This window comes from Micromonospora sp. WMMD1120 (genome assembly GCF_029626235.1).
GTDB lineage: Bacteria > Actinomycetota > Actinomycetes > Mycobacteriales > Micromonosporaceae > Micromonospora.
In genome coordinates, this window is the sequence record NZ_JARUBO010000005.1 from 4,936,790 (window position 1) to 4,963,346 (window position 26,557).

Annotated in this window: 18 protein-coding genes; 7 read left to right on the top strand and 11 right to left on the bottom strand. The window is 71.4% G+C overall.

Annotated elements, in window-relative coordinates:
- Positions 1–119: 119 nt before the first annotated feature.
- From O7634_RS22640 to O7634_RS22665, 6 genes are all read right to left on the bottom strand, one after another.
- Positions 120–1,583, bottom strand: a complete 1,464-nt coding sequence (locus tag O7634_RS22640) for a PepSY domain-containing protein (protein ID WP_278154047.1) — start codon at positions 1,581–1,583, stop codon at positions 120–122.
- A 133-nt stretch (positions 1,584–1,716) separates the two neighbouring features.
- On the bottom strand, positions 1,717–2,262 hold the full coding sequence (locus tag O7634_RS22645; RefSeq protein WP_278154048.1) for a copper resistance CopC family protein: 546 nt from the start codon (positions 2,260–2,262) through the stop codon (positions 1,717–1,719).
- A gap of 32 nt (positions 2,263–2,294) precedes the next feature.
- Positions 2,295–3,533 carry a Dyp-type peroxidase gene (locus tag O7634_RS22650; RefSeq protein ID WP_278152129.1) on the bottom strand — a complete coding sequence of 413 codons (1,239 nt, stop codon included), beginning with the start codon at positions 3,531–3,533 and terminating at the stop codon, positions 2,295–2,297.
- On the bottom strand, positions 3,530–4,129 hold the full coding sequence (locus O7634_RS22655) for a copper chaperone PCu(A)C (RefSeq protein WP_278152130.1): 600 nt from the start codon (positions 4,127–4,129) through the stop codon (positions 3,530–3,532). Before O7634_RS22655 ends, O7634_RS22650 begins: the two co-directional genes overlap by 4 nt.
- Before the next feature lie 68 nt (positions 4,130–4,197).
- Complete coding sequence (locus tag O7634_RS22660) at positions 4,198–6,255, bottom strand: copper resistance protein CopC (RefSeq protein ID WP_278152131.1); 2,058 nt, start codon at positions 6,253–6,255, stop codon at positions 4,198–4,200.
- A gap of 147 nt (positions 6,256–6,402) precedes the next feature.
- On the bottom strand, positions 6,403–7,488 hold the full coding sequence (locus O7634_RS22665; protein WP_278152132.1) for a hypothetical protein: 1,086 nt from the start codon (positions 7,486–7,488) through the stop codon (positions 6,403–6,405).
- A 170-nt stretch (positions 7,489–7,658) separates the two neighbouring features.
- Here O7634_RS22665 and O7634_RS22670 point away from each other — a divergent pair, with 170 nt between their 5' ends.
- The gene (locus tag O7634_RS22670; protein WP_278152133.1) at positions 7,659–8,351 is read left to right on the top strand and encodes a hypothetical protein; all 693 of its coding nucleotides are present in this window, start codon (positions 7,659–7,661) and stop codon (positions 8,349–8,351) included.
- 15 nt (positions 8,352–8,366) lie between these two features.
- On the opposite strand, the gene O7634_RS22675 is transcribed toward O7634_RS22670, so the two are convergent.
- A complete protein-coding gene (locus tag O7634_RS22675; RefSeq protein ID WP_278152134.1) occupies positions 8,367–9,242 on the bottom strand; it encodes an alpha/beta hydrolase in 876 nt (291 codons plus the stop codon).
- A 10-nt stretch (positions 9,243–9,252) separates the two neighbouring features.
- Positions 9,253–10,275, bottom strand: a complete 1,023-nt coding sequence (locus tag O7634_RS22680) for a hypothetical protein (RefSeq protein WP_278152135.1) — start codon at positions 10,273–10,275, stop codon at positions 9,253–9,255.
- A 396-nt stretch (positions 10,276–10,671) separates the two neighbouring features.
- Between O7634_RS22680 and O7634_RS22685 the strand changes: the two genes are divergently transcribed.
- Positions 10,672–12,429, top strand: coding sequence for an FG-GAP-like repeat-containing protein (locus tag O7634_RS22685; protein ID WP_278152136.1), 1,758 nt, complete (start codon positions 10,672–10,674; stop codon positions 12,427–12,429).
- A gap of 475 nt (positions 12,430–12,904) precedes the next feature.
- Positions 12,905–15,901 (top strand): glycoside hydrolase family 95 protein, encoded by a 2,997-nt coding sequence (locus O7634_RS22690; RefSeq protein ID WP_278152137.1) that lies wholly within the window; start codon positions 12,905–12,907, stop codon positions 15,899–15,901.
- 68 nt (positions 15,902–15,969) lie between these two features.
- Here O7634_RS22690 and O7634_RS22695 read toward each other — a convergent pair whose 3' ends face one another.
- Positions 15,970–19,434, bottom strand: a complete 3,465-nt coding sequence (locus tag O7634_RS22695) for an alpha-glucuronidase family glycosyl hydrolase (RefSeq protein WP_278152138.1) — start codon at positions 19,432–19,434, stop codon at positions 15,970–15,972.
- 183 nt (positions 19,435–19,617) lie between these two features.
- Positions 19,618–20,700, bottom strand: coding sequence for a LacI family DNA-binding transcriptional regulator (locus O7634_RS22700; protein WP_278152139.1), 1,083 nt, complete (start codon positions 20,698–20,700; stop codon positions 19,618–19,620).
- A gap of 184 nt (positions 20,701–20,884) precedes the next feature.
- Here O7634_RS22700 and O7634_RS22705 point away from each other — a divergent pair, with 184 nt between their 5' ends.
- The 4 genes from O7634_RS22705 to O7634_RS22720 are packed head-to-tail and all read left to right on the top strand — an operon-like array spanning position 20,885 to position 24,985.
- Positions 20,885–22,105 carry an extracellular solute-binding protein gene (locus O7634_RS22705; RefSeq protein ID WP_278152140.1) on the top strand — a complete coding sequence of 407 codons (1,221 nt, stop codon included), beginning with the start codon at positions 20,885–20,887 and terminating at the stop codon, positions 22,103–22,105.
- Positions 22,102–23,202, top strand: a complete 1,101-nt coding sequence (locus tag O7634_RS22710; protein ID WP_278152141.1) for an ABC transporter ATP-binding protein — start codon at positions 22,102–22,104, stop codon at positions 23,200–23,202. The genes O7634_RS22705 and O7634_RS22710 overlap by 4 nt, the downstream gene beginning before the upstream one ends.
- Positions 23,199–24,098: an ABC transporter permease gene (locus O7634_RS22715; protein ID WP_278152142.1), complete on the top strand. Its 900-nt coding sequence runs from the start codon at positions 23,199–23,201 to the stop codon at positions 24,096–24,098. The genes O7634_RS22710 and O7634_RS22715 overlap by 4 nt, the downstream gene beginning before the upstream one ends.
- The gene (locus O7634_RS22720) at positions 24,098–24,985 is read left to right on the top strand and encodes an ABC transporter permease (protein WP_278152143.1); all 888 of its coding nucleotides are present in this window, start codon (positions 24,098–24,100) and stop codon (positions 24,983–24,985) included. The genes O7634_RS22715 and O7634_RS22720 overlap by 1 nt, the downstream gene beginning before the upstream one ends.
- On the opposite strand, the gene O7634_RS22725 is transcribed toward O7634_RS22720, so the two are convergent.
- Positions 24,963–26,516: an FGGY family carbohydrate kinase gene (locus O7634_RS22725; protein ID WP_278152144.1), complete on the bottom strand. Its 1,554-nt coding sequence runs from the start codon at positions 26,514–26,516 to the stop codon at positions 24,963–24,965. The genes O7634_RS22720 and O7634_RS22725 overlap by 23 nt on opposite strands.
- Between the last annotated feature and the right edge of the window lie 41 nt (positions 26,517–26,557).

Consider the following 26,557-nt stretch of genomic DNA (forward strand, 5'->3'; position numbering starts at 1 on the left):
GCTGGGCCGGACGTCGCTAACCACTCAATCACTCACTCACCCGCCTGGCCCGGACACTTCGTAGCCGGGAGGAGAGTTTGGCCGCCCGTCCGGTGACGGGCGGCCGAATCCGGTGGCCGTCAGCGACCGGCCGGTGCGGGGGAGGTGGGAACGGCTGTGGAACGTCGGCGTCGGGACACCGCGCCGACGATGACGTCGATGACGAGGAAAGCCAGCACTGTGAGCCCGAACAGCGGCAGCGCCCAGCCGACCGCCACGATCACCGGTACGCCGATCAGCAGCGCCCAGATCGGCAGGCCACGGACGCCGCCGCGGGCCGGTGGGGCGCCGGCCAGGGCGCGCCGGTCGGCGCGGGTGGGGCGGCGTTGCCACCACATGCGGTAACCCCAGACGATGACGCTGAGCAGACCGAGGGCGAGCGCGGCGAGCAGGATCTGGTTGATCGGGCCGAAGAGGATGCCCATGTGCGCCTGGATGCCGAGCCCGCTGAGCTTGGCCAGCACGGGCCAGTCGGCGAAGTCGCTGCGGGCGGTGACCTGCCCGCCGGCCGGGTCGACGGCGACGCGGTCCTTGGCGACCGGCCAGGTGTTGTCGATCTGCGTCACGGTCCAGGCCGAGCCGGGCGCCGCGGCCGGTGCGATCTCGACCGGCCCGGACAGGCCGGCCGCGCGGGCGGCCGCCGACACCCTGTCGAAGGCGGCCGACTCGACCGTCCCCTCCGCCCCGGAGCTGCCGTGGTGGCCTCCGCCGGCGGCCGGCGGCGCGCCGTCCAGGCTGGTGGAGATGACCGGGGTACGCGCGTCGAGCGCGTCCAGGCCGGCGCTGAAGTTCGCCCCGGCGTAGCGGGACCAGGTCAGCCCGGTGGCGGAGAGGAAGAGCAACCCGATGGTGAGCCAGATGCCGGTGGTGGCGTGCCAGCCCCGGGTGCGCCGTACGCCCTTGCCGGCGGACAGGTCCGGGACGAGCAGGTGCCGGGCGGCGGCGCGGGTGGCGCTGCGGCGACGCCACCAGAGGATGACCCCGCCGAGGGCGAGCACCCAGAGCCAGCTCGCGGCCAGCTCGGAGTAGTGCTCGCCGACCGTGCCCAGGTGCAGGTGGCGGTGCAGGTCGTCCAGCCAGGTGGTGGCCGGTGTGGAGCCGAACCAGGTGGTGAGCTGCCCCTTGACCTCCGCGGTGTACGGATCGACGTAGACGGTGTGCTGGTTTTCGCCCAGCTCGGGCAGCGCGAACGCCACCCGCGTGCTCTGGTCGCCCTCGCCGGGCTGCACGCTGGCGATGCTGCCCTCGGGGTGGGCGTTGCGCGCGGCGCCGACCTGCTCGGCCAGTGGCAATGAGCGCTCACCCACCTGGGCGACGGTCAGCTTGTCGCCGTAGAGGAGCTGGTCGAGCTGCGGCGTGATGGTGAACGCCAGCCCGGTCAGTGCGGCGGTCACCAGGAACGGGGCGACGAGAACACCGGCGTAGAAGTGCAACCGGAGCAGCAGCGCCCCGAACGCCGACGGCCGGCGGGCTGGCTGGGGCGACGCGTCGGCGCTGGTGGACGGTTCCGGCGTGGACGCGCCGGACAACTCGGTGAGAGACATGGTCATCCGATCGGATCGAGCGAGAAGAACCTTGTCAGGTGCTTCTCCGGTTGGCGTGGTCGCCCGGTGGTGTCGCGTCAGCTCCGGCCCTGTGGGGGTAGTCGGGGCGCGGGCGTGTTCGGTTCCCGATCCGTCAACGGGTCCTACGCCGCCGCCGCAGCCCGACCGCCCCCACGGCGGCGACGGCCAGCGCGACGCCGGTGATCAGGATGCCGATGCCCCGGCCGCTGGTCGCCGTCGCCGCTCCGAGGGCCTCCGCCGGGCTGGCGTCGCCGAGCGGTGCGGCGGTGGACGCGGGGTCGGCCACCGTGAACGGGTACGACCCCTGTGCCGGGTGCCCGTCGGTGGAGACCACCCGGTACGCGACGGTGTAGGTGCCGTTCGGCAGCGCGTCGGTGACCTGGACGGTTCCCGTCGCCCCGCTGACCACCGGGTCGCCGGTGGGAACCTTCCGCTTCGCGCCGTCGGTGAGCACGATCGTGGTGAACGTGGGGTCGAGCCGCTGCATGAACTCCAGGACGATCTCGCGCGGCGCACGGGGCACCGTCGACTCCTGGACCGGTGCCGCCGAGCGGAGGGAGTTGTGCGCCCACGCGGGCGTGGCGGGGATGAGCGGTGCCGCCACGATGGCGAGCGCCGCCGCGCCGAGTCGGACGGCGACGCGGCGCGACGACCGCACGCTCAGTGCGGGAACAGCGCTGCACCGATGTCTCATCCGAGCACCTGCTCGCCGATCCAGCCGCCCGGCTGGCAGCCGGGCGGGATGGCGAAGACGGCCGAGCCGATCGGGGTGGTCCATTCGTTGAGCAGGTCCCGCTCGGCCAGGCGGCGTTGGATCGGCAGGAACTGTCGGGCGATGTCCGCCTGGTACGAGGCGAAGATCAGGCCGGCGTCGGCGTGACCCTCGGCGGTCGGCACCCCGTCGTAGTTGTACGGCCGGCGCAGGATCCTGAGCCGGTCGTCGGTGACGTGGGCGCGGGTCAGGTGGGAGAAGTCGGGGATGACGGTGAGACCGTGGGCGTCGGTGGCGGCGAAATCGGGTTCGTCGTGTTCGGCCGTGCCGGTCAGCGGCGCGCCGGTGTCGAGCCGCCGCCCGACGGCGAGTTCGCGGTCGGTGCGGCCGAGCAGATCCCAGGTCTCCAGGTTCATGCTGATGCGCCGGACGACGAGCGTGGTGCTGTCGCGCAGCCACGCCGGCCCGTCCGGCACCCAGACGGCGGTGTCCGCCGGCGTACCCGGGCGGGGGTTCGCGGTGCCGTCGAGCTGGCCGAACAGGTTGCGTTGGGTGTGGCCGCGCGGCTCGACGCCCGGACTGCGGCGGAAGCCCTGCTGCACCCAGCGGACAGTGGCGAAGGGCCGGCTGTCCTTGAGCAGCACCCGTTGGGCGTGGGCGACGGTGATCGCGTCGTCGGCGCAGATCTGCAGCAGCAGGTCGCCGCCGGTCCAGGCTGGTTGGAGCCGGTCGACGCGGAACGCGGGCAGCTCGGTGACCGATGCTGGCCTGCGGTCGTCGACTCCGGCGGCGCGGTAGAGGCCCGGTCCGAACCCGAAGGTCACTGTCAGCCGGGCGGGCAACAGCCCCAGTTCGGCCTCGGTGTCGGCCAGCGCGGGTCGCCCCTGGGTGAGGCGGGCCGCGTCGTCGCTGAGCAGCCGCAGCAGCCGACCCAGCGCGGCCCGGTCGGTGCCGGCGCGCAGTGTCAACGCGACGAACGCGGCGTGTGCCTGCGGTTCGGTGGTGACCCCGGCCTGCCGGACGCCGTGGAACGGCTCGACCAGGCCGCCGACACTCGCCACCGCTGTCGTGCCGGCGCCGGCCGTCGGCTCCCCGGTCTTCTCGGCGCGGGTCGCGGCAAGCGTCGCGCCGCAGCCCAGAGCCCCTCCGGCGACCAGGGCCCCGCCGGTGAGCAGACCCCGCCTGCTCACCGGCCGGGCCGCTGACGTGCCGGTCACGATGCCGGGCTCATGCTCATCTCCGGCGTGGCGCTCGCGCCGGGCAGGGGCTGGCCGTGCCCGGGGGCGTAGCTCTCCTGAGCGCCGGTGAACGGCTTCGCCACGGCCCTGAACTGCTGGGACCTGCCGTCGGCGAAGGTCAACGTGAACGTCAGCTCGTCACCGGCCTGCACGGGCTTGGTCAGGTCCATCAGCATCAGGTGGTCGCCGCCGGGCTCCAACGCGTGCGTGCTCTTCGCCTTGATTACGATGCCGCCCTGCTTGGCCTGCATGACCATCTTGCCGTCCTTCATGGTCATCTCGTGCAGCTCCATCGGCGACACCGACGTCGTGACACCCGTGACGATGACATCGGCGTCGCCGTCGTTGACGAGCGTCCCGAAGGCCGCCGTCATTCCCGTCTCGGCAGCCTTCACCCACGGGTCACGGACGCCGAGCACGCCCGCCGCGGCGCTCGCGGAGGCCGACGGGCTCGGCTGCGCCGCGGTTGACGGCTCGGACGAGCCGCAGCCGGCGACGCCGACCGTCAGGAGCGCGGCGATGGTGAGGATGCCGGCCGAGGCTCGGCGCGGTCCATGGGGACTGGCGGTGCGCATGTGTTCTTCCTCCGATTGTTGCTGCTGGAGGAAGAGTCGGGCGCGGTACGTCGAAAGTTCCGGACCGGTCAGGGCAGGTTGATCGTGTACTCGGCGGTGTGCACCTGCCCGCCGACCTGGAAGTCGAAGAACGCGCGGTACCGGCCGGAACTCGGCGCGGTCAGCCAGAACTTGACCTGTCCGTCGACCAGCTCCGGTTCGGGGTGGACGTGCACGTACCCGAGGTCCCCCTCGCGGACGACGACGAGGTGCCCGTACGCGCCCAGGTAGCGTTCGAGCGCCGCCGACCCCGCCCCGCCGGCGCGGGTGACCTGGAAGTGCACCGGCGCCGTCACCGCCGCCGTGGGTGTGCCGATCATGGACACCTCGAACGGCCCCGCCGTCGCCGTCGTCTGCGCCGGAGGCAGTGGTGTCGGCGCGTACGCCCCGGGCACGTCGTGGTCGACGCCCAGGACGAGGGGCCGCGCGCTGCCGTCGTTGGCGGTGACGGAGAAGTCGGCGTAGACGCGGTAACCGCCGGGGCGGTTCAGCGTCAGGGGCACACTCCAGGTGCCGTCGGGCGCCATGGTCGGGTGCAGGTGCTGGTAGCCCCCCAGGTCGCGACCGACCACGATCAGGTGCAACGGCTTGTCGTGCACGACGGCGAAGCGGGTCGCCGGCTGTTTGTCGGTCCCGATGATGCGGAACCGGTAGTCCGTGCGTACTCCCTTGGGTTGGGACCGCTCCAGGGGTTGCAGCGTGTAGCCGCCGGCGCTGACCGTCGTGCCGGTTGCCAGGGTCTCGCCGGTGCCACCGTCGCCGGGGTGCGAGTGCGGCCCGGTGCCGGCGGGGTGTTGGTGCCCGTCGCCCGCGGACACCGCGCTTCCGGAGGCGGGCGGTCCGCCGGCCGACCGCGCGGTGCCGGCCGGGTCGGCGTCGTTCGTGCCGATGCGCGCCAGGCCGAAGCCGGCCAGCAGTGCGGCCACCAGCCCTCCGACGAGCAGCGCCAGGCGGGCGTTGCTGAGCCGCGGTCCCTCGGCGACGGTGTCGTCCCGCTGCGCCGGCGCGTCGACCGATGCCGGACGCGACTCGTCGGCCCCGGGGTCCAGGGTCTGTGTCGACCCGGTCGCCCGCACGGACTGCTGCCCGCTCGTGGCCGGCTGGGCCGGCGCGGCCGTCGTCGCCGTCGCGGGCGTCGCGGCGCTCTGTGCGCTGACGACCGGACGACCCGCACGTGCGGCCGGCACCGCGGTCTTCTTCTGCCGGCCGGCGGAGGCGGGCGTGCCGCCGCCGCGACCGCCACGGCCGCCGCCCGCGCCGGCCTTGCCGCCGACGGGTCGCTTCCCGGACCGGCCCTGCGGGCCGCGTCGAGGGCTGGATGCCGTCAACGGACGGGTCCGCCGGGGCGAGCTGCCGGCGGGCGCGCGGTGGCGTCGCCACGCGAGGAACCCGACCGCCGCCGCTGCCAGCGCCGCCGCCAGGCCGGCCCAGAGCAGCGGGTTCGGCCCATCCTCGTCCTCCGACACGATGGGCAGGGGCACCGCCGTCACCGGCGTGGGCTCGACCGCCGCGACCGTGGGCGCGGACTGCTGGCCGGACGAGTGCTGCTCGATGGCGGCCAGGAGCTGCGGGTCCGGCTGGTTGGTCGGTGTGCTCCACCCCTGCGGCGCGGGCGTCGGCCGGCCGGTGTAGCGGAAGGTCGAGGTGCCCCGTACCGCGTCGCCGTCCGAGGCGACGGACAGATAACTCACCGAGTACTGGCCGGCCGCCGGGAGATGGGCGACGGTCACCACCGCCGGGAAGCCGGTGGTGTATTCCTTCGGTTCGAACTTCCCGTCCACCATGAAGTACTCCCGCACCGGCTTGTCCAGCGGCTTGGGCTCGCCGTACGCCCAGCCGTTGTCGACCCGGGCGCCGCCGGGAGCGGTGATGGTGAAGTACGCGTTCGGGGCCACCTTCTCGGTGAAGTAGAGCTGCACCGTCGTCAGCGGCTCGCGCACCGTGCCGCCGTCCGCCGGCGTGGACATCGCGAGGGTGCCGTGAGCCGCCGCCGGGGTGACCGTCGTGAGGAGAGCGACAGCGCAGGCGAGGACGAGCGCGAGGAGGCCCGAGAGCACTCGCACCGGAGCCGGGGGGAGACGACGCATCTGAATATCCTCACCAAGGCGAGGCTTTTTTCAAAGAGGCAACCTGCTTTTTACCAAGATGACCGAAGTTGGCGGCGGGCCGGCGCAATGGTCGTGCCATCGCCGGGCCGGCGGCGACCGGGTGGGACCGCCGCCGGCGGGCGTGCGTCAGAGCCGGGAGGTGAAGGTGGCCAGGAACCGGTGCGGCGTTGGCGTGCCGGTGTTGTCGAAGCAGATGATGTCGACGTCGACGTTCGTGGCGTACGTCCAGGGTTGGGTGAGGTGGCAGTAGGTGTTGCCAGCGCCCTGCGCCACCACCTGGGCGTGGGTCTCCTTGACACCGATCTGCGGGAAGGTCGCCAGGTAACGGCCGGACGGGGCCAGCGGCGCGACGGTGTTCACACCGACACCGAGCACCGAGTTGTCGTTCGTCGGTCCGCCGACCGCCGTGCCGAGGTAGCCGAAGTACGTCGGCGGGCCGAGCGAGCCGATCACCGGCCGCCGGCGGTGGTAGGAGAGGACGAAGTCGGTGTTGACGAACGCGCCGGCCTGGTCGTAGCAGAAGACGTACACCTGGATGTCGCTGCCGACCGCGCCCCACGAGTAGACCTTGCACCGGCGGGGTCCGGCGTTGGGCTGTACGGCGGTGACCTGGACGTTGCCGGCGAGCACCCCGGCCAGTCCCACCCCGGGCACCCGCACCAGGTACTGCCCGACCCCCACCGGCCCGGCCGTGTTCACCACGCCCGTCGAGTTGTACGACTGCGCCACGGCGCCGCTGACCCACTGCAGGTAGGCGTGGGAGGTGCCGGCCGGCAGCACCCCGGAGCTGGTCGTCCAGAGCACTGTGAACGGGGTGTCGTCGCGGGTGCCACCGGGCTTGTGGCACTGCACGTCGACGATCTCGTCGGCGCCGGACTGGAACCAGCGCACCACCTCGCAGTAGTGCCCGGTCCGGTTCACCGGTGTCACGTGCGGCACGCCCCGCGAGCTGGCCCCGACCTGGGGGAAGCGCACCTGGAACCGGCCCGGCGCGAGCTTGATGCCGTCGGCCCAGGCGGCCGGGAACGCGGTCTTCCAGCTACCCCACTGGCGGGTGGTGTCCAGCACGGTCCAGGCCGTGACGGTGGGGTCCTTGACGTACGCGAAGCCCCAGCGGTCGGCGGTGGCCGCCGCTGCCGGCGCCGGTGGCACGAGCGCGCCGGCGGCCAGGACGGCGGCGAGCGCCGCCGTCACGAACGATCGAAGACGCATGTGTTCCTCCGTTCGACGGGAACATGTCGGGGAGGAGTGTGCTGGCGGTGATGGCATGCTCACAGTCGGCAACATCACCGACGGCTGTCGGGTGTCCGCCACCGCGCCACAGTGGATCAGGTGCCGCGTAGAGTCGCCCCAGCGGCGTACCGGTCAGCAGGGAAGTTCTCGTGCACGTGCTCGACGATTCCGACGGTTTGTCACCGAGGGCGCAGGCGTTCCTCCGTCGCGCCGGCACCCGGGAGCCCCAGCAGCCACCGCCGCCGACCGAGCTGCTGCGCGTAACCGACCAGCACGGACGGGTGATCGCGGCACCGCCCGAGGTGATCGTCCGCAGGGAGGGCTTCACCGCCCGCTTCGGCGGTCTGCGCTACGACGTCCGCCGCAGCGTCCGGATCGGCGACGACCGCCTGGACATCCACCGCCGCTGGCAGTTCGACCTGCTGGACACCGTCCGGGCCGAGCGCGGCGGATGGTCCTTCGCCTGGTACGGCGAGCGGGTGTCCTCACCCGTGTCGTACCTCGTGCACACCGACGGCCGGTTCGGGGTGAGCGACGGCGGCTCCTTCCTGGACGTCTGTCCCTCGATCGCGCACCTGATCGAGGGGCACGCCCTCCTGGACGAGCTGTCCGACTGGGAGCCGGTCGCACCCAGCTCGTTGGAGGCGTGGGTCCCGACCGACATCCCCAGCGGGTATCTCGGCGAGCTGGTGGCCGCGCTACCGCTGGTGACGGAGGCGTCGGGGCCGTTTCAGCGGTGGTGGCGCTCCGACGAACTCGCCGTCTGCCTCTTCCGGGGGTGGACCGGCCGTCGACCGCGCCCCACCGGCGTCATGATCTGGAGCCGGAACGGCCGGATCTGACGCCACCCCGGATGGTCAGCGGCCGTCCAGCACCTCCCGCAACCGCGCGGCGAACTCCTCGGGTTTGCCCGCGTAGCCGAACTCGCCGCCCATGAAGCCGCCGTGGTGGCTGGGGAACACGGTGGCCTCCTGGCCGAGCAGCGCCGCGGTGCCCAGGGCGGTGCGCGCGGTGTACGTGCCCGCCGACTCCTCGCCGACAGCGATCACGATCCGGGTCGGTGCCGCGGTGAGCAGGTCCGCGTCGGGCCGGTAGTCGCTGATCGCCCACGAGTTCTTCGACAGCAGTGGGTCGTCCCGCCTGCCGTCGTCCTCGGTCGGCATGCCGAACATCGCCGGGTCCGACGCGGGTTGGGCGAAGTAGGCGTCGGTGAACTCGCCCTGCCACGACGTCATCGCGATGAACGCGGCCATCCCCGCGCCCGCGCCCTTCGCCTGGTACGCGTCGTAGAACCCGGCCCGGGCGCGCTCGGCGGCGGTGGCGTCGGGCAGCACGGCGTTGATCGGCGGTTCGTGCGCGACCAGCGTCACGACGTCGTCGGGGTGCGTGGCGACCAGTTCGAGTCCGGTCACCGCGCCGCCGCTGCTGGCGAAGACGTCGACCGGGCCCGCGCCGAGCGCCTCGATGAGCAGGTGCAGGTCCGCCGCCTGCTGCTGCGGCGTGTGGTCGGTCCGGCCGTCCGTCCGCACGCTGCGGCCGAGGCCACGCGGGTCGTAGGTGACGACGGTACGGTCGGTGAAGTGCGGGGCGAGCGCGGTGAAGCCCTCCGCCGTCATCGGCTGACCGATCATCAGCAACGCCGGTCGACCGTCGGCCGGGGGCAGCGGCCCGCGCACGTCGTAGACCAGGTCGACGCCGGGTAGGGCAAGGGTCTCTGTCCGGATGTCCGTCATGGCGACGAGACTACGGCCGGCCGAGCCCCGATCGGCGCACGTCACGCCCCGCCACCGGGGGCGGCGGCTGCCGTAACGCGTCGTCGATGATCTCCGGCAGCCGTCGGGCGACCCCGGCGAGGAGATCCGCGACCTGCACCCGCGGGTCGTCGCGGGAGTCGACCATGACCAGGCCCGCCAGCGGCGACACGCCGCTCGGCAGTGCTCCGACCGGTGTGGCGTCCGGACCGCTTGCCAACGTCCGCCGCAGGCGGGTCAGCCGGTCGGCGGTCAGCGCGCTCTGCTCGTCGTGGGTCACCAACACCTGCCGCCGGCCGTCGCTCCAGGCCAGGACCGTCTCCGCGAGCGCCGGCAGCAGTGGCTCCAGCGGTGGGGGGATCGACCGGTCGTCGTCGTCGAGTCGGGCCACCACGGCACGCACCCGGTTCGGGTCGAGCCCGTCGAGGACGTCGTCGGCCGGGCGGCCGAGCCGGTGCCGTCGCAGCACGTCGCGGGCCTCGAAGAACCGCCGTACCGTCTGCTGCGCCGGAAGCCGGTGCTTCATGCGTACGAGGTCGACGAACGCCGCCAGGAACGCGGTCCAGTCCGCACCGGCCGAGCGTCCCGCCGCGTGCAGGGCGAGCGCGGCCGGACGGTGCTCGTCGGCCAGCCGGGTGCCGGCCGCGTACGACGGCTCGACGAGGAGGAGGTCCACGACCCGGGTGACGAGGAAGAACTCCTTGTCGATCAGGTGCACGTGCGCGCGGCCCGTCAGCGCAGCCCGAAACCACTCCAGGGCCTCGGCGGCCCCGGACCGGCGCAGGAACTGCCCGGACTTCACCTCGTGTGGCGCGAACCGGAACCCGGACCGCAGCGCGGTGATGACGGCGACGGCCTCGTCGACGGACAGGTCGACGCTCGCGTGCGTGATCACCGGTGCGGACGAGCGCAGCAGGTTGGTGCCCGAGAAACCCGACTCGTCGCAGGCGATCTCCACGACCGGACCCACCACCGCGCCGCGTGGCGGCAGCCCACCCTGAAGGGGAGTCCTCACCTCCCGGCACCCGCCATGTCGACCATGGTCACCCGCCGACCCGGCCGGAACAAGCCGATTGTGGGCGTGGCCCGGCGGTCTCACCTGTTGTGGGATAGGTCACAGCTCTCCGGGACGTCTGCCGGTGACCGATCCACCTAGAGTCATGACCCGATTTCAAAATTGGAAACCAGCAAGGACCACGGGGGCCCTTGTGGACGGAGCACGATGATCACTCCCGGTCGCCGGAGGCGGCTCGGGGGCGGTGCTGTGGTGTGACGGGTCCTGACCCGATTCGGCCGCCAGGATCACGTCCGCGCACTCCTCTCCGCCCTCGCGTCCGGATGAGAAGGGGTCGCATTGCCATCGTTCACCTCTCGGCGCGCCGCACGAGGCGCCGGCCTGGTCGTTGCCGTCGTGGCTGCGGGGCTGCTCAACGCCATGCCATCCCAGGCGGTCAGCTCGGGGACCGTCGTCACTGACGGCTCCTTCGACTTCGCGGCGAAGATAGAGATCGGCAACGGCCTGCGCGGTTGCAGCGGGGCCCTGGTCAACCCGTACTGGGCGCTCACCGCGAAGAGCTGCTTCAGCGTCGACGGCCAGCCGGTCGTCGCAGGCCCGCCGTCCACGCCGGCCACCGTCGTCGTCGGGCGTCCCAACCTGACCACCGCGACCGGCGCGGTCCGCTCCGTGGTGCGGTTGGTCCCGCATCCCGACCGGGACGTGGTCCTGGTGCGGCTCTCCGACCGCGTGGCGGCGGCCCCGGTGCCGCTGGCAACCGGCGCTCCGAGCGTCGGCGAGCAGTTGGCGGTCGCCGGCTTCGGGCGTACCGCCACCGAATGGGTGCCGGACCAACTGCACGTGGGCACCTTCTCGGTGCAGTCCGTGGAGAGCGCCACCATCGGCATCGCCGGGCTGGATCAGGCCACCGTCTGTCGCGGCGACCTGGGTGGTCCGGCTGTGCGGCTGGTCAGCGGCCGGCCCCAGTTGGTCGCCCTGCACCGTAGCTCCTGGCAGGGGGGCTGCCTGGGCGAGACCGAGACCCGCCGGGACGCGGTGGAGACCCGGGTGGACGATCTCGGCGCCTGGCTCGGCGCCAACGCTCCGTTGCCGGCGGACGACCGCAAGACCGACGTCAACGGCGACGGCCGGGACGACGCGGTGATGCTCTACCGCTACAACGACGGTGCGATCGAGTTGTTCACGTCGTTGGCTGACGCCGCCGGCGGGTTCGCGGCGTACGACGGCAGCTACAAGATCCCCGGGGGCTCGTGGGGTTGGGATTCGTTCAAGACGATCGCCGGTGACTTCAACGGTGACGGGCATGCGGATCTCGCCGCCATGTATTACCAGAGCAACGACACGATCACCATGAACACGGCGCTCGGCAATGCCGACGGCGGGTTCGGCGCCTTCACCGGGAGCCTGACCATCCCGGCCAGCCAGGGTCGGAAGTGGGACTCGATTCGCCTGTTCAGTGGTGACTTCAACGGTGACGGTCGTACCGACGCCGTAATGGTCTACAAGAAGGACGACACCTCGATCGAGTTCCTGACGTCGCTGGCCAACGCCGCTGGCGGGTTCGGGGCGTTCACCCTCAGTTACACGATCCCGGCGAAGTCGTGGGGCTGGGACTCGTTCAAGATGATCACCGGCGACTTCAACGGTGACGGTCGCTCGGATCTTGCCGCCATGTATTACCACAGCAACAACACGATCTCCATGAACACGGCTCTCGCGAACGCCAACGGAGGGTTCGGCGGGTTCACCGGGAGCCTGACCATTCCCGCCGGCCGGAAGTGGGATTCGATCCGGCTGCTCGGTGGTGACTACAACGGTGACGGCCGCGCTGACGCCGCGATGGTCTACAAGAACGACGACACCTCCATCGACCTGCTCACGTCGCTGGGTAACGCCGCCGGCGGGTTCGGGGCGTTCACGGCCAGCTACACGATCCCGGTGCGGTCGTGGGTCTGGGACTCGTTCAAGACGATCACCGGCGACTACAACGGTGACGGGCGCTCCGACCTCGCCGCGATGTACTACCAGAGCGACGGCTCCATCACCATGCACACCGCCACGGCGAACGCGAGCGGCGGGTTCGGCCCCTTCACCGGAAGCCTGACGGTGCCGAAGACCGCCGGCTGGAAGTGGGATTCGATCCGTCTCTTCTGACCGGTCCTGCCAGCGGCCGAGCCAGGACGGCTCGTCGACACGCCGCCACAGCCAGCAGTAGGCGCCACCTGATGGGCCTCCGTCGAGCGGACGGGGGCCCATCACGCTGTTCGAGGTCGGCATGCCTGCCCGCCCATCTACACGTCGACGATCCGTACATCGGATGTATCTGGTTCTTGGCAACGTGCGCCCTGGTGACCTGCCGGGGAGAGGGCGAGATGTGGCTGCGGACCGCGGGCCGATGTCGTCCGCGAGCAGGGTCGTAGGGTGCATGTTCCATCATGTATCGACCATTGCCTATTCTGTGGCCCCGGAGTAACCTTCGCGAAACACATCGGATGTCTGGCTCACTCGGAGCCCGACGTCGGCCTGCTCAGCAAGGGTCCCGGTTGGCCCCACCAAGCGGATCCCCATGTCGGGTCCCACAGTTAGTCACGCTTCGGGGTGGCCGGACTGGTCACCGTTTGGAGGATCGATGTCAGACCTGACCCGACGGCAAGCCCTCAAGGTCGGCGCGGCCGGTGCGGGCGGCGCTCTCCTGCCGCTGCCCTGGACGGCCGCGGCCCGAGCGGACGCCACGGCCCCGCCGCAGGTGCTGGCCGCCGGGGACATGGCGCTCTGGTATGACGAGGGCGCCGGCACCGACTGGCTGCGGGCGCTCCCGATCGGCAACGGCCGGCTCGGCGCCATGGTCTTCGGCAACGTCGACACGGAGCGTCTCCAGCTCAACGAGGACACGGTCTGGGCCGGCGGTCCGCACGATCCGAGCAACCCTCGGGGCGCGGCGGCGCTGCCGGAGATCCGGCGGTTGGTCAACGCCAACCAGTGGACCCAGGCCCAGGATCTGATCAATCAGACCATGATGGGCAACCCGGGCGGCCAGCTCGCCTACCAGACGGTCGGCAACATCCGGCTCGCCTTCGGCTCCGCCAGCGGGGCCTCCCAGTACGACCGGACGCTCGACCTCACCACCGCCACCGTCACGACCTCGTACGTACTCAATGGCGTGCGCTACCAGCGTGAGGTGTTCGCCAGCGCGCCGGACCAGGTCATCGCGATGCGACTGACCGCGGACCGCGGCAACTCGATCAGCTTCACCGCCACCTTCGACAGCCCGCAGCGGACGACAGTGTCCAGCCCGGACGGCAGCACCATCGGCCTCGACGGCGTGTCCGGAAACCAGGAGGGCGTCACCGGGGCGGTCCGCTTCCTCGCCCTGGCCAACGCCACCATCAGCGGTGGGTCGGTGTCCAGCTCCGGTGGCACCCTGCGGGTCACCAACGCCACGAGCGTCGTCTTGTTGATCTCCATCGGGTCCAGCTACGTCAACTACCGCAACGTCGGCGGCGACTACGGGGGCATCGCGCGGCAGCGCCTCAGCGCCGCCCGGGCCAGCAGTTTCGACCAACTGCGCAGCCGGCACGTCGCCGACTACCAGGCGTTGTTCAACCGGGTGACGCTGGATCTGGGCCGCACCTCCGCCGCCAACCAGACGACCGACGTCCGGATCGCCCAGCACAACAGCGTCAACGACCCGCAGTTCTCGGCGCTGCTGTTCCAGTTCGGCCGTTACCTGCTGATCTCGTCGTCACGGCCGGGCACCCAGCCGGCGAACCTCCAGGGCATCTGGAACGACTCGCTGACCCCGTCCTGGGATTCGAAGTACACGATCAACGCGAACCTGCCGATGAACTACTGGCCGGCCAACACCACGAACCTGGCCGAGTGCCACAACCCGGTGTTCGACATGGTCCGGGAGCTGTCGGTCGCCGGTGCCCGCACCGCCCAGCTCCAGTACAACGCCGGCGGCTGGGTCACCCACCACAACACCGACGCGTGGCGGGCCACCGCCGTCGTCGACGGCGCGTTCTGGGGCATGTGGCAGACCGGTGGCGCCTGGCTGTCCACCCTGATCTGGGACCACTACCTGTTCAACGGGGACATCGAGTTCCTCCGCACGAACTATCCGGCCATGAAGGGCGCCGCCCAGTTCTTCCTGGACACCCTGGTCACCGAGCCGACCCTCGGCTACCTGGTGACCAACCCGTCGAACTCGCCGGAGCTGAGCCACCACGCGAACGCCAGCGTGTGCGCCGGCCCCACCATGGACAACCAGATCCTGCGCGACCTCTTCGACGGCGTCGCCCGGGCCAGCGAGATCCTCAACGTGGACAGCACCTTCCGGGCCCAGGTCCGCGCCACCCGGGACCGGCTCCCCCCGATGAAGGTCGGCTCGCGCGGCAACATCATGGAATGGCTCTACGACTGGGTGGAGACCGAGCCCAACCACCGGCACATCTCCCACCTGTACGGGCTCGCGCCCAGCAACCAGATCACCAAGCGCGGCACCCCACAGCTGTTCGAGGCTGCCCGTCGGACCCTGGCGTTGCGCGGCGACGACGGGACGGGCTGGTCGCTGGCCTGGAAAATCAACTTCTGGGCGCGGATGGAGGAGGGCAAGCGGGCCCACGACCTGATCCGCTACCTCGCCACCACCGCCCGGCTCGCGCCGAACATGTTCGACCTGCACCCGCCGTTCCAGATCGACGGCAACTTCGGCGCCACCGCGGGCATCGCCGAGATGCTGCTCCAGAGCCACACCGGTGAGCTGCACATCCTGCCCGCCCTGCCGCCGGCCTGGCCGAGCGGTAAGGTGACCGGCCTGCGGGGTCGCGGCGGGCACACCGTCAGCATCACCTGGAGCAACGGTCAGGCCACCGAGGTGCTCGTCCGGCCGGACCGTGCCGGCGCCGTCCGCCTGCGGGCCCGGATCCTCACCGGAACCGTCACCGTGGTCGACACCGCCGACGGTTCGTCGCCCCGGGTCACCCGGATCGAGTCCGACCTGATCGAGGTCGCGGTGCAGGCCGGCCGCACCTACCGGGTCACCAGCACGGGCGTCGCCACGCCGACGCTGGAGCAGAGCTTCACCAACGCCGGCATCACCAACGACACCAACACCAACGTCGGCAACTTCGACGGCAACGGGGCCAGCCTCTCCGCGCAGGCCCTGGCGGCGGCCGGCGCCAGTCCGGGCGGCACGGTGAGCCGCAACGGGGTGAACTTCCGCTGGCCCAACGTCAGCCCCGGCACCGCCGACAACGCCGTCGCCTCCGGCCAGACCATCGGCATCAGCGGCACCGGCAGCACGCTCGGCTTCCTGCTGACCGGGACCTATGGGGCCGTCTCCGGAACCGGCACCGTGGTGTACGCCGACGGCACCCGGCAGACGTTCACGCTCAGCTCGCCCGACTGGTACGGCGGGCCGCACTCCGGTGGCACCGCCGCCATCGTGTCCGCGTACCAGAACCGGCCGAACAACGCCCGCCAGGCCACGGCCGCCTGCATCTACTACGTGGGGGTGTCGTTGCAGAACAAGGCGGTCGCCCAGGTCGTGTTGCCGAACGTCAGCGCACGACCGGCCGCCAACGTACCGACGATGCACATCTTCGCCATCGCGATCGGGGGCTGACCGCGGCGGATACCGCACACGGTGGGAGGCGATCGGGCCCGTCCCCGAGGGGACGGGCCCGATCGTGCCTACCGCTGACGGATGTGCTCACCCCGGCTCGCGATCCGGAAGTGGTCGAAGGCGACGTCGAGATCGGTGGACGTGCCGGCCCTGTTGAACGCCAGCAGCCCCGCCTTCGTCGCCTCCGCGGTGAGCGTCGTCGAGCCGATGAAGCGCCAGACGCTGCCGTCGCTGGAGTAGTAGGCGCGGTAGCTGTCACCGATCTTGGTCAGGCGCAGCCAGATGGCGCCGTCGGCCCCGACGATCCGCTGCGCGTCCGCCCCGGTGATCTCCAGTGTCGACGTGGCGCCGTTCTGTTCGCGGAGGAAGACGACGCGGGTCCTGTTGACGGGCGCTGTCGCGTTGCCCATCTCCCAGGCCAGCTTGACGTAGTTGTCGTCGTCCGCGTACCCGAGGATGCCACCCTGCTCGTTGTTGCCGGCGAGGGGACGGGAGAAGACGATCCTGGTGTCGGCCGTCCAGTCGCCGTCGACGTCCTGGAGCGCCAGGTTCCGCGCGGTGTTGGTGCCGCCCTGCAGGTCGCCCTGCTGCGCCGTGACGACCAGGGACCCGTCGGCCAGCCGCCACCTGCTGTCGTCCGGCCGCACCCACTGCCACTGCGGGCCGAGGGAGCCCGAGGTGAAGTCGTCGCTGCCGGTGAGGGTGGTGTTCAGGTCCACCGTGTAGACGGTCGACGCCGCGCCGTTCGTGACGGTGACCCGTGCCTGTCCGGTGGCGCTCGTGGGCTGCTCGACGGAGACCGCGGCGGCCGGATCGGCGGCGCTGGCGGTGACCGCCGGCACCGTCGTCGTCCCGGCCGGCACGAGGACGTTGTAGTGCGGCACCGACGGCGTGAACGTCGCCAACGGCGCGTCGTCGACGCGTAGCGCCGCCAGCGTCGTGTCCGGCACCAGGTTGAAGACGTAGTTCTTCACCAGCGGCCCGAAGAAGCCCTTCGTGGTGACCTTGACGATCGCCTGTCCGGGCACACCGGCCGCCTGGGAGATGATCTGGTAGCGGGCCTTCCGGTCGGCCGTCCGCACCGCCGTGATGGTCGGCGACGCCCCGGCCGGCACCGGGATCGTGTACGAGGCGTCCGACAGGTTGAAGCCGCCGTACTCCCTGCCGTTCACCACAATGGTGGCGGAGAGCGGCGCGTCGTCGACCGGAACCTCCCGCCCGCTGAACTCCTTCCAGTAGTTGACCGAGGTGTCCCGCCAGTCGGCCGCGTCCGCCTCGTGGACGGCCAGCTTGGCGCGTACCTCAGCGAACCGGCGCGCGTCGATGTCGGGTCGCAGCGTCTCCCAGGTCTCCCGCATCCACGTCACGTACTGCACGCCCATCTGGTAGCGGTAGACCAGCTCGTCCCAGAACGTCCGCCCGCTGTCCATCCGGTGGCCCCACGGCACGTGGTGGAACCACATCAGCAGGTTCTCCGGGACCGAGTCGATGTCGCCGTAGCGCCGCTGCAACCGGGGGAAGTACTGGGCGGCCAGATTGCTGCCGGTGGGGGAGCGGTCGAAGCCGAGGCCGACGCTGTCGGCCTTGTTGTAGTAGATCGGGCTCCAGTCGTCGCGGCCCGCCCAGTCGGCGGGGTCGGGCCGGTAGTGGGCGCCCTCCGCGAACTGGTGGCCGATGCCCAACGGGGTCTGGTAGCTGACCAGCGACTCCCACGAGCCCATCATCATCGACCGGATGGTGTCGACGACACGCCTGTCGTTGCTCCAGGTCATCCGGACCCAGTCGGTCGCGATGTCGGCCGCGTCGAGCGTCCAGTCCCACGCCTGACGGCCGAAGGCGAAGAGGTTCGCCTGGGAGAAGTGGTGCCCGGTCAGGTTGTCGGCGTTGCCGAGGTTGGCGACGCCGACGATCGCGGTGTCCGTGTGGTGCTGGGCGCTGCCGTCGACGATGTCGCCGACCAGGCGCTCGCGCAGCAGCTTCCCGTTGGCGTCGGTCGCGTACGTGTCGGTCTTGAGGACCTCCTCGTACATCGGGCCGAGGTAGGCGAGCATCCAGTTCTGGCCCGTGTACTCCTGCGTGATCTGGAGTTCCAGGGCCTGGTTGGTGTTCTCCATCCGGCCGAACATGGGATGGACGGGCTCCCGGGCCTGGAAGTCCAGCGGCCCGTTCTTCGTCTGCAGGAACACGTTGTCGGCGAAGCGCCCCCGGCTGCCATCCGGTTGGACCTCGTCGTCGATCGGCCCGAACTCCAGGTAGGCGCGCTTGAGCCGGTCGTTGTCGACCTCGGCGTTGTAGACGAACGTCCGCCAGTGCACCGTCATCCCGAGGGGCGCCACCGCGGCGGCGATGGCGTTGGCCCCGTCACCGTGGTCGTACCCGAAGTCCTGGGGACCGGGCTGGCCCTCCGAGTTGGCCTTGACGGTGAGACCCATGAAGTCCGGGATGGCGGCCTGGATCTGCTGGGCCCGACGCTGCCACCAGCCGCGGAAGTCGGCGCCGTACGGGTCGAGTTGGCTGTTGGTCAGGGTGTCCGGCGCGAAGCGACTGTCGGTCGGCGCCGTGTAGCGGATCGACAGCCCCAGCCTGATGCCGTACGGGCGCAGAGCGTCGGCGAGCGCGGCCTCCTGCGCGATGCGCGCGCTCGTCAGGTACGCGTTGTCGGCGTTGACGTTGTTGATGGTGATGCCGTTGATCCCCAGGGACGCCAGCGCGCGGGCCATGACCAGGTAGCGGTCCAGGATGACGGGCAGGTTCCGCCCGGCGCTGGCCCCGGTCGCGGCGAAGTTGAAGATGGCCCCGCTCTCCCCGTTCAACCCGCCCAGCCCGGTGGCGTTGTTGCCGGCGTAGAGCCGCTCGGTCTCCCAGTTGTTCAGCAACCGGTGCTTGATCTTCGGTGACTCGGCGACGCGGAGGTGGTCGACGGGTTTCTGGGTCTGCATGCGCCGCAGGAAGGCGAAGGTCCCGTACAGGGCGCCGAGGTCGGTGTTGCCGGCGATGACGGTGAACCGTGCCCTCCCTCGGGACACCGTGCGGACGAGGTAGCCCTCGTCGCCGACCCGGGCCAGGTCACGCGCCGGCACGGCCCGGCCCACCAGCGGTGAGCTCGCCGGAGTGCCCACCACCACCGCGCCGTCCGGGACCCGGTCGCCGTCGACTGTCGTCACCGGTGTCGGTTGGCCGAGCAGACCACCCAGGCCGCGGACCAGTTCGTCCCGGGCGGCGCCCAGTGTCGTCTCGGCGAGCCTCTCCCGGGACCCGGGCGCCATGGCGAGGTCGGTGGTGTGCCGGTGGACCTTCGTGGCGTCGGCGTTCTCCACCACGATGGCCGAGGCGGCCCGGCGGTAGTCCCGCAGCAGTTTCGCGTCGCTGACCGGCACGTAGCGCAGCCACAGGTCGGAGCCGCTGTAGTCGTCCGGCGACCCGGCCGCCGCGACGGGGGCCGTGGCGACCGTGAGGGTGGCCGCGACGGTGGCGAGCGCCGTGCCCAGCACGATCAGTGTTCGTCGTAGCCTCGGCACCGAACGTCGGTTCATCGCCGTCTCCTCGTTCGTCCGCTGGGAGACGCCGCACGGCTCGCCGCGCGAGCGCGACGACGTCGATAGATGGGTGCCTGTCGATTCTTTGCCATCCCGTTGCGGCTCGGCAACGAGTTGTCGTTTCTTGTCGCGGCGTCGGGCGGCCCCGCTGCGCCAGGCGCCTGGCCGCGCCGGGCGGCCTCAGCGCAGCTGGACCGCCGGGCCGGACGTGGGCGGCCGGCGGGCCCACTGTGGTCGGGCCCGAGGGGAGACGACGGCCCGCGCGGCGGTGGAGCGGCGGACGACCAGGCGAACCGGGAGCACCATGGGACGGCCGGCGTGCCCCGGCGCCCCCTGGATCATCGTGAGCAGGTGCCGGGTCGCGGCCGAGCCCTCCGCGTACAGCGGCGCCGCGACGGTGGTCAACCCGGGCGTGACGAGGTCGGCGGCCAGGATGTTGTCGAAACCCACGATGCTCACGTCACCCGGAACCTGAACACCCAACCGGCTGAGCCCACGGATGAGCCCGATGGCCATCTGGTCGTTGAAGGCGAGGACCGCTGTGGTCGGTCGGGCGCACAGCTCCCGGGCGGCCCGTTCGCCACCCTCGATGGTCGGGCTGAACGGCCCGATCTGGCGCACCTTGATCTCCAGCTCGATGCCGGCCTCGAGCAGGGAACGCCACCGGATGCCGTTGGGCCAGGACGCCTGCGGCCCGGCGACGTAGGTGATGTGGTCGTGCCCCAGCTCGCCGAGGTGCTCGACGGCTCGCCGGACCCCACGGGGGTTGTCCGTCACGACGCACGGCACGTCCGCGACGGCCCGGTTGAGGACCACCACCGGCCGCTGCTTGGCGAACATCCGGATGGCCGAGTCGGACATCCGGCTGCTGGCCAGCACGATGCCGTCGACGGTGGACATCGTCCGCTCGACCGCGGCCCGTTCCAGTCGGTCGGACTCCTGGGCGTCGATCAGCACGGTGGTGTACTCGCCCTCGGTCGCGGCCTCCTGCGCGCCGCGCACGATCTCGGCGTACACCGGGTTGGTGATGTCGGCGATGACCAGCGCGATCATTTGGGTCCGGGCGGGGGTGACGGCGCGGGACAGCGGGCTCGTCCGGTAGCCCAGCCGCTCGGCGACCCGCCTGATCCGTTCGGCGGTCTCGGAGTTGACCCGGCTGGGCCTGGAGAAGGCACGCGACACCGTGGACGGTGAGACGTCGGCCTCGACCGCGACGTCGTAGATCGTGACCCTCTTGTCCGGCGGCCTGGTGTGGTCGGGCATTGTCATGCTCCTCCCGGCTGCGCGCCGTGATCATCTTATGGCGTCGGTCGATGCCCGGCAATGCCCGCGTAACAATCCGGCGACCCACGGCATTCGCGCGAGGCAATACATGGCAACCCGTTGCCGTCGCGACCCGCCGGCTGTCCCAATCGGGTACGGATGTCTCCGGTGGGAGGGAACGGCTATGGGTATGACGCGGCGCGGCGCTCTCCTCGTCACGGCATCGTCGCTCCTGGTGGGCGCGGTCGGCTGCGGGGCGCCCGAGGCCCCCGGCGGCAGCTCGGGTGACAGCACCGGCGAGGTGCCGCAACGGCCCGGCAAGCCGGTCACGCTCAACGTCCTCGACGTGGCGGGTAACCTCCAGTTGACCCAGGGCATGATCGACGAGTTCGTCGCGAAGAACCCCGACGTGATCTCCCGGGTGACCTACTCGAAGGCGCCGGCACCCGAACTGGCCGGGAAGATCAAGGCACAGCAGGGGGCGGACCGGGTGGACATCGGTCTCGTGTTGACCGGCGTCGACGGCCTGGCCGCCGGCATCGAGCAGGGACTCTGGATCGACCTCCTGCCGGCCTTCGAGGATCGCCTCGCCGGCATGCGCGACTACCTGGAACCGGCCGCCGCCATGCAGAAGCTCGCCGGCAACGCGGGCGTCACCGTCACCTACTATCCGTCCGGTCCGCTGCTCGAATACCTGCCGTCCCGCCTCGCGACGCCGCCGACCAGCGCGGACGCGCTGCTCGCCTGGGCCAGGGCCAACCCCAGACGATTCCAGTACGCCCGCCCGGCCAACTCCGGGCCCGGCCGCACCTTCCTGATGGGTCTGCCCTACATCCTGGGCGACAGCAACCCCAAGGACCCCACCGCCGGGTGGGACAGGACCTGGGCCTTCCTCAAGGAACTGGGCCAGTACGTCGACTACTACCCCTCCGGCACCACCGAGACGATGAAGAACCTCGCCAACGGCACGGCGCGCCTGATCGTCAGCACCACCGGTTGGGACATCAACCCGCGCGTGCTGGGCACGGTGCCGAAGGAGGCCCGGATCGCCACGATCGACGGCTTCCACTGGGTCACCGACGCCCACTACGCCGTCCTGCCCAAGGGCGTGTCGACCGACACCCAGGCCGCGGTGCTGGCCCTGCTGGCGTTCATGCTCACCCCACAGCAGCAGGCGAAGGCGTACGACGAGGGCTACTTCTACCCGGGCCCGGCGGTCCGGGGCGTCGACCTGTCGTCGGCGCCCCAGAAGAGCCAGGACGCGATCCGGGAGTTCGGACGCCCCGAGTACGACGCGCTGATCTCCGGGCACCCGACCGAGGTTCCGCTGGACGCCAAGAGCCTGGTGGCGGCGTTCAGCAGGTGGGACCGTGAGATCGGCGGCGGGAAGGTCAAGCAGGGATGAGCGCGTTCTCCCGGCTGCGGCTGGACGGGGTGTCCCGCCGGTTCGGCGGCCAGGTCGCGCTGACCGACCTGGACCTGACCATCGCGGCGGGTGAGTTCATCGCCCTGCTCGGCCCGTCCGGGTGTGGCAAGTCGACGGCGTTGAACTGCCTGGCCGGGCTGCTGCCGTTGACGGCGGGGAGCATCTGGCAGGACGAGCGCCGGATCGACACGCTGCCACCGGAGCGTCGTGGCTTCGGCATGGTCTTCCAGAGCTACGCCCTCTTTCCGCACCTGACGGTGCGGGCGAACATCGCCTTCGGGCTGCGCATGCGGCGGCTGCCCCGGGAGGAGACGCGCCGGCGTACCGAGGAGGCGGTGCGGCTGGTGCGGTTGGAGGACCACGTCGACAAGCTTCCCGGCCAGCTCTCGGGTGGTCAGCAGCAGCGCGTGGCGATCGCCCGCGCCGTGGTCTTCGAGCCGTCGCTGGTGCTGATGGACGAGCCGTTGAGCAACCTCGACGCGAAACTGCGCCTGGAGATGCGTACCGAGATCCGTCGGCTGCACCAGTCGCTGGGGCTCACCACCGTCTACGTCACCCACGACCAGGAGGAGGCACTGTCCCTGGCCGACCGGCTGGTGGTGTTGCGCGAGGGCCGGGTGCAGCAGATCGGCTCCCCGCGTGAGCTGCACACCCGACCGGCGAACTGGCACGTCGCGGACTTCATGGGTTACCGCAACCTGTGGCGGGGGCGGGTGACGCGGCGCGACGGCGACCTGGTCACCGTGGACGCGGCCGGTGAGCGCCTGCTCGGCGAGGCGGTGCGGGACCTCCGGCCCGGAGCGGGCGCGGTCGTCGCGGTACGCCCCGAGGACATCCGTGTCGATGCCGCCGGGGAGAGCCGCAACGCCCTGTCGGCGACCGTCGAGGTGGTCGAATACCAGGGCCGTGAGCTGGCGGCGGAGGCCCGCACCGACACCGGCCTGCTGCTGCATCTGCGCACCGAGCAGCGGATCACGCCGGGGGACCAGGTCAAGCTCGCGATCGACAGGCGACGGCTGCTCGTCTACGCCGACGACCGGGCGGACTCCGCTGCGGTTCCGGGGGTGACCGGGTGAGCGCCGTCGAGCCCGGCGAGCCGGCGGCGCACTGGCGGCACCGGCTCGCCGAGCGGGGCGTCGACCGTCAGCTCTGGTTGCTGGTCCCGGCCCTGGTCTTCGTCGTCGCGCTGTTCCTCTACCCGTTCTTCTACGGGCTGACCCTGTCGTTCCAACCCACCACCGGTGGGCCGTTCAGCGACTACGCCCGCTTCTTCTCCGACGCGTACGAGCGGGGCACGATCGGGATCACCCTGCGCATCGCGCTGCCCGCCGCGCTGCTGAACGTCCTTGCCGCGGTGCCGATCGCGTACCGGATGCGCGGTCGGTTCCGGGCCAGGCGACTGGTCACCACACTGCTGGTCGTGCCGATCACGCTCGGCACCGTCCTCACCGCGCAGGGCCTGCTCAACTTCCTCGGCCCGACCGGCTGGTTCAACCGCGTCCTGCTCGCCACCCACCTGGTCGACGAGCCGGTGCGGCTGACCCACAACTACTGGGGTGTCTTCTTCTCGCTGGTCATCACCGGCTTCCCGTTCGCGTTCCTGCTGGTGCTGTCGTACCTCTCCGGCATCGACCCCACCCTGGAGCGCGCCGCCGCGACGTTGGGCGCGGACTGGCGTCGGCGGTTCACCCGGGTGACCCTGCCCCTGCTGATGCCCGGCCTGGCCACCACCTTCTGCCTGACGTTCGTGCTGGCGTTCAGCGTGTTCCCGTCGGCCGTCCTGGTCGGCAACCCGGCCGGTGAGACCCGGGTGATCTCGCTCGCCGCCTACCAGGCGGCGTACGAGCAGTACGACTACCCGTACGCGTCGGCCATCGCCATGATCATGGGCTTCGTCGAGCTGGTCATCATCGCCGTGGTGCTGGCCGCGCGGAGCCGCTTCTACACCGGCTCCACCGGAGGCAAGGGCTGATGGCGACGACGACCCAGGCGCCACCGGCGCGCCCCGCCGCCAGCACCGCACGACGGCGGCGCATCGCCGCGCGCCCGTCCGCCTGGATCGTCTGGGGCGTCGTCGCGTTCTTCTTCCTCAACCTCCTGGGCGTCGTGGCGTCCGTGCTGGTCAGCTCGTTCGGCGAGCGCTGGTTCGACACCTGGCTCCCGGACGGCTACACCACCGACTGGTACGGCCGGGCCTGGGACGAGTTCGCGCTGCTGTCGGTCATCGTCGTGACCCTCGAGGTCTCCGCCCTCGTCGTCGGCCTGTCGCTGCTGATCGGCGTGCCGGCCGCCTACGCCCTCGCGCGGCGGTCGTTCCCCGGCAAGCGGCTGGTCTTCCTCGTCTTCCTGCTGCCCATCCTCATGCCACCGATCACGTACGGCATCCCGCTGGCGACGGTCCTCTACAAGTTCGGGTTCGCCGGGAACATGTCCGGGGTCGTGCTCGCCAACCTCGTGCCGTCGGTGCCGTTCGTCATCCTGACGATGACCCCGTTCATCGAGCAGATCGACCCCCGGATCGAGAGCGCCGCCCGGATGTGCGGCGCGAGCCTGGGCAACGTCTTCCTCCGAGTCCTCACGCCGTTGCTCGTGCCGGGCATCCTCGCCTCGGCGATCCTCGTCCTGGTCCGGACCGTGGGCATGTTCGAGCTGACCTTCCTGACCGCGGGGCCGGACTCGCAGACCCTCGTGGTGGCGCTCTACTACTCGATGTCCGCGTCCGGGATCAGGGCGCAGCAGTCGGTCGACGCCATGGCGGTCATCTACACCACGATGATGCTCGTCCTGCTCGTCGTCGCGCTGCGCTACGTCAACCCGACCCAACTGGTCGCGCGGGTCAAGGACGAGCCCGAGCACTGAGGCCGACCGTCGTCTCGGCGAGGATCTCGCCGGTTCGGCAGGCGAGCGAGACGAGTGCGGGCAGCTTCGTCCGCAGACCCCGGTAGGTCGCGGCGAGGGCGGGGTCGACAGGCACGGGATCGGTGTCGGCGCACTGCGGGGCGAGCCGGGTCACGGCCTCCCGAAGGTCGGCTGCCTCGCCGATGGCGAAGAGCCCGAGCGCCGCCGCGCCCAGCGTGGCGTCGTCGGTCGCACCCACCACCCGCGCCGGGCGGCCCAGCACCGCTGCCATCACCGCACGCCACAGCGGAGACCGGAACGTCGCACCGGCCAGTCGAACGTCGTCGACCGGCGTCAACGCGGCCAGTCGGTCGCAGAGTTCACCGAGTTGCAGGCAGACACCCTCCACGGCAGCCCGCGCCAGGTGGCCGCGGGAGTGCGCGGCGCGTAACCCGAGAAGCGCGCCCGGCGGGCCGGCAACCTCGTCCGTGCCCTGGTCGGGGAGCAGGTACGGCAGCATGACGAGGCCGTCGCTGCCGGGCGCCACCCGCTCGGCCAGATCCAGGAGCGCGGGGGTCTCCCCGTCGTCACCGGGCGACGGCGCGAGATCGGGCGCGAGGGTTCGCGCCGCCCACCGTACGACGTCGCCCCCGTTGCGCACCGCCCCGCCGACCACCCACGCGTCCTCGGTCAACGCGCCGCAGCAGAAGGACTCGTCCGGGTCGACGAGGGGCGCCGCGACGACGGTCCGCACGGCCCCGGTCGCGCCGAGCGTCAACAGGCCGACGGTCCGGTCGATGGCCCCCGCGCCCAGACTGCCCGAGGGGCCGCTGCCCGCGCCCACGACGACCGGTGTGCCGGACGGCAGTCCGACCGCGCGACCGACCGCCGCCGAGAGCCGCAGCACCGCCGTCGTGGGCAGGACCGAGGGCAGTTGACTCTCCGACACCCCGGCCAGATCGAGGATCGTACGGCTCCACTCCCGGCGGCGCACATCGAACAGCCCGGTGCCGGACGCCGCGGACAACTCCGTCACCATCGTGCCGGTGAGCCGATGGAGCAGGTAGTCCTTGAGGTCGACCCACCACCGCGTCGCCGCGCAGAGCCGGGGTTCGTGCCGGGCGAACCACAGCAGCTTGCAGAGCGGGCTCATCGGGCGCACGGGTGTGCCGGTCAGCCGGTGCAGCTCCCGGCTCTGACCGGAGGCCCGCAACTCGCGGGCCGCCTCCGACGATCGTGAGTCACGCCCGGTCAGCAGCGGCGTCACCGGCGTCAGTGTCGCGTCCAGGCCGATCAGGCCGTGCCGGGCGGCGCTCAGCGCGAGGGCGACCACCTCCGCACCGGCGGTGTCGGCGACACACGCCGCCGTCGCCGCGAGGGTGGCCGCCACGAGCACGTCCGGTTCCTGCACCTGCCAGCCGGGCGCCGGCTCCAGCAGCGGATATTCCCGAACCGCCTGGTGTCGCCCGGTGCCGTCGACAGCGAACGCGGTGGCCCGGACGGCGGTGCTGCCCACGTCGATCCCGAGGATGACACGACGGTCCGGCGCCATCAGCACATGGTCGAGAAGTGCCCGACGGTCCGGCAAGCGAT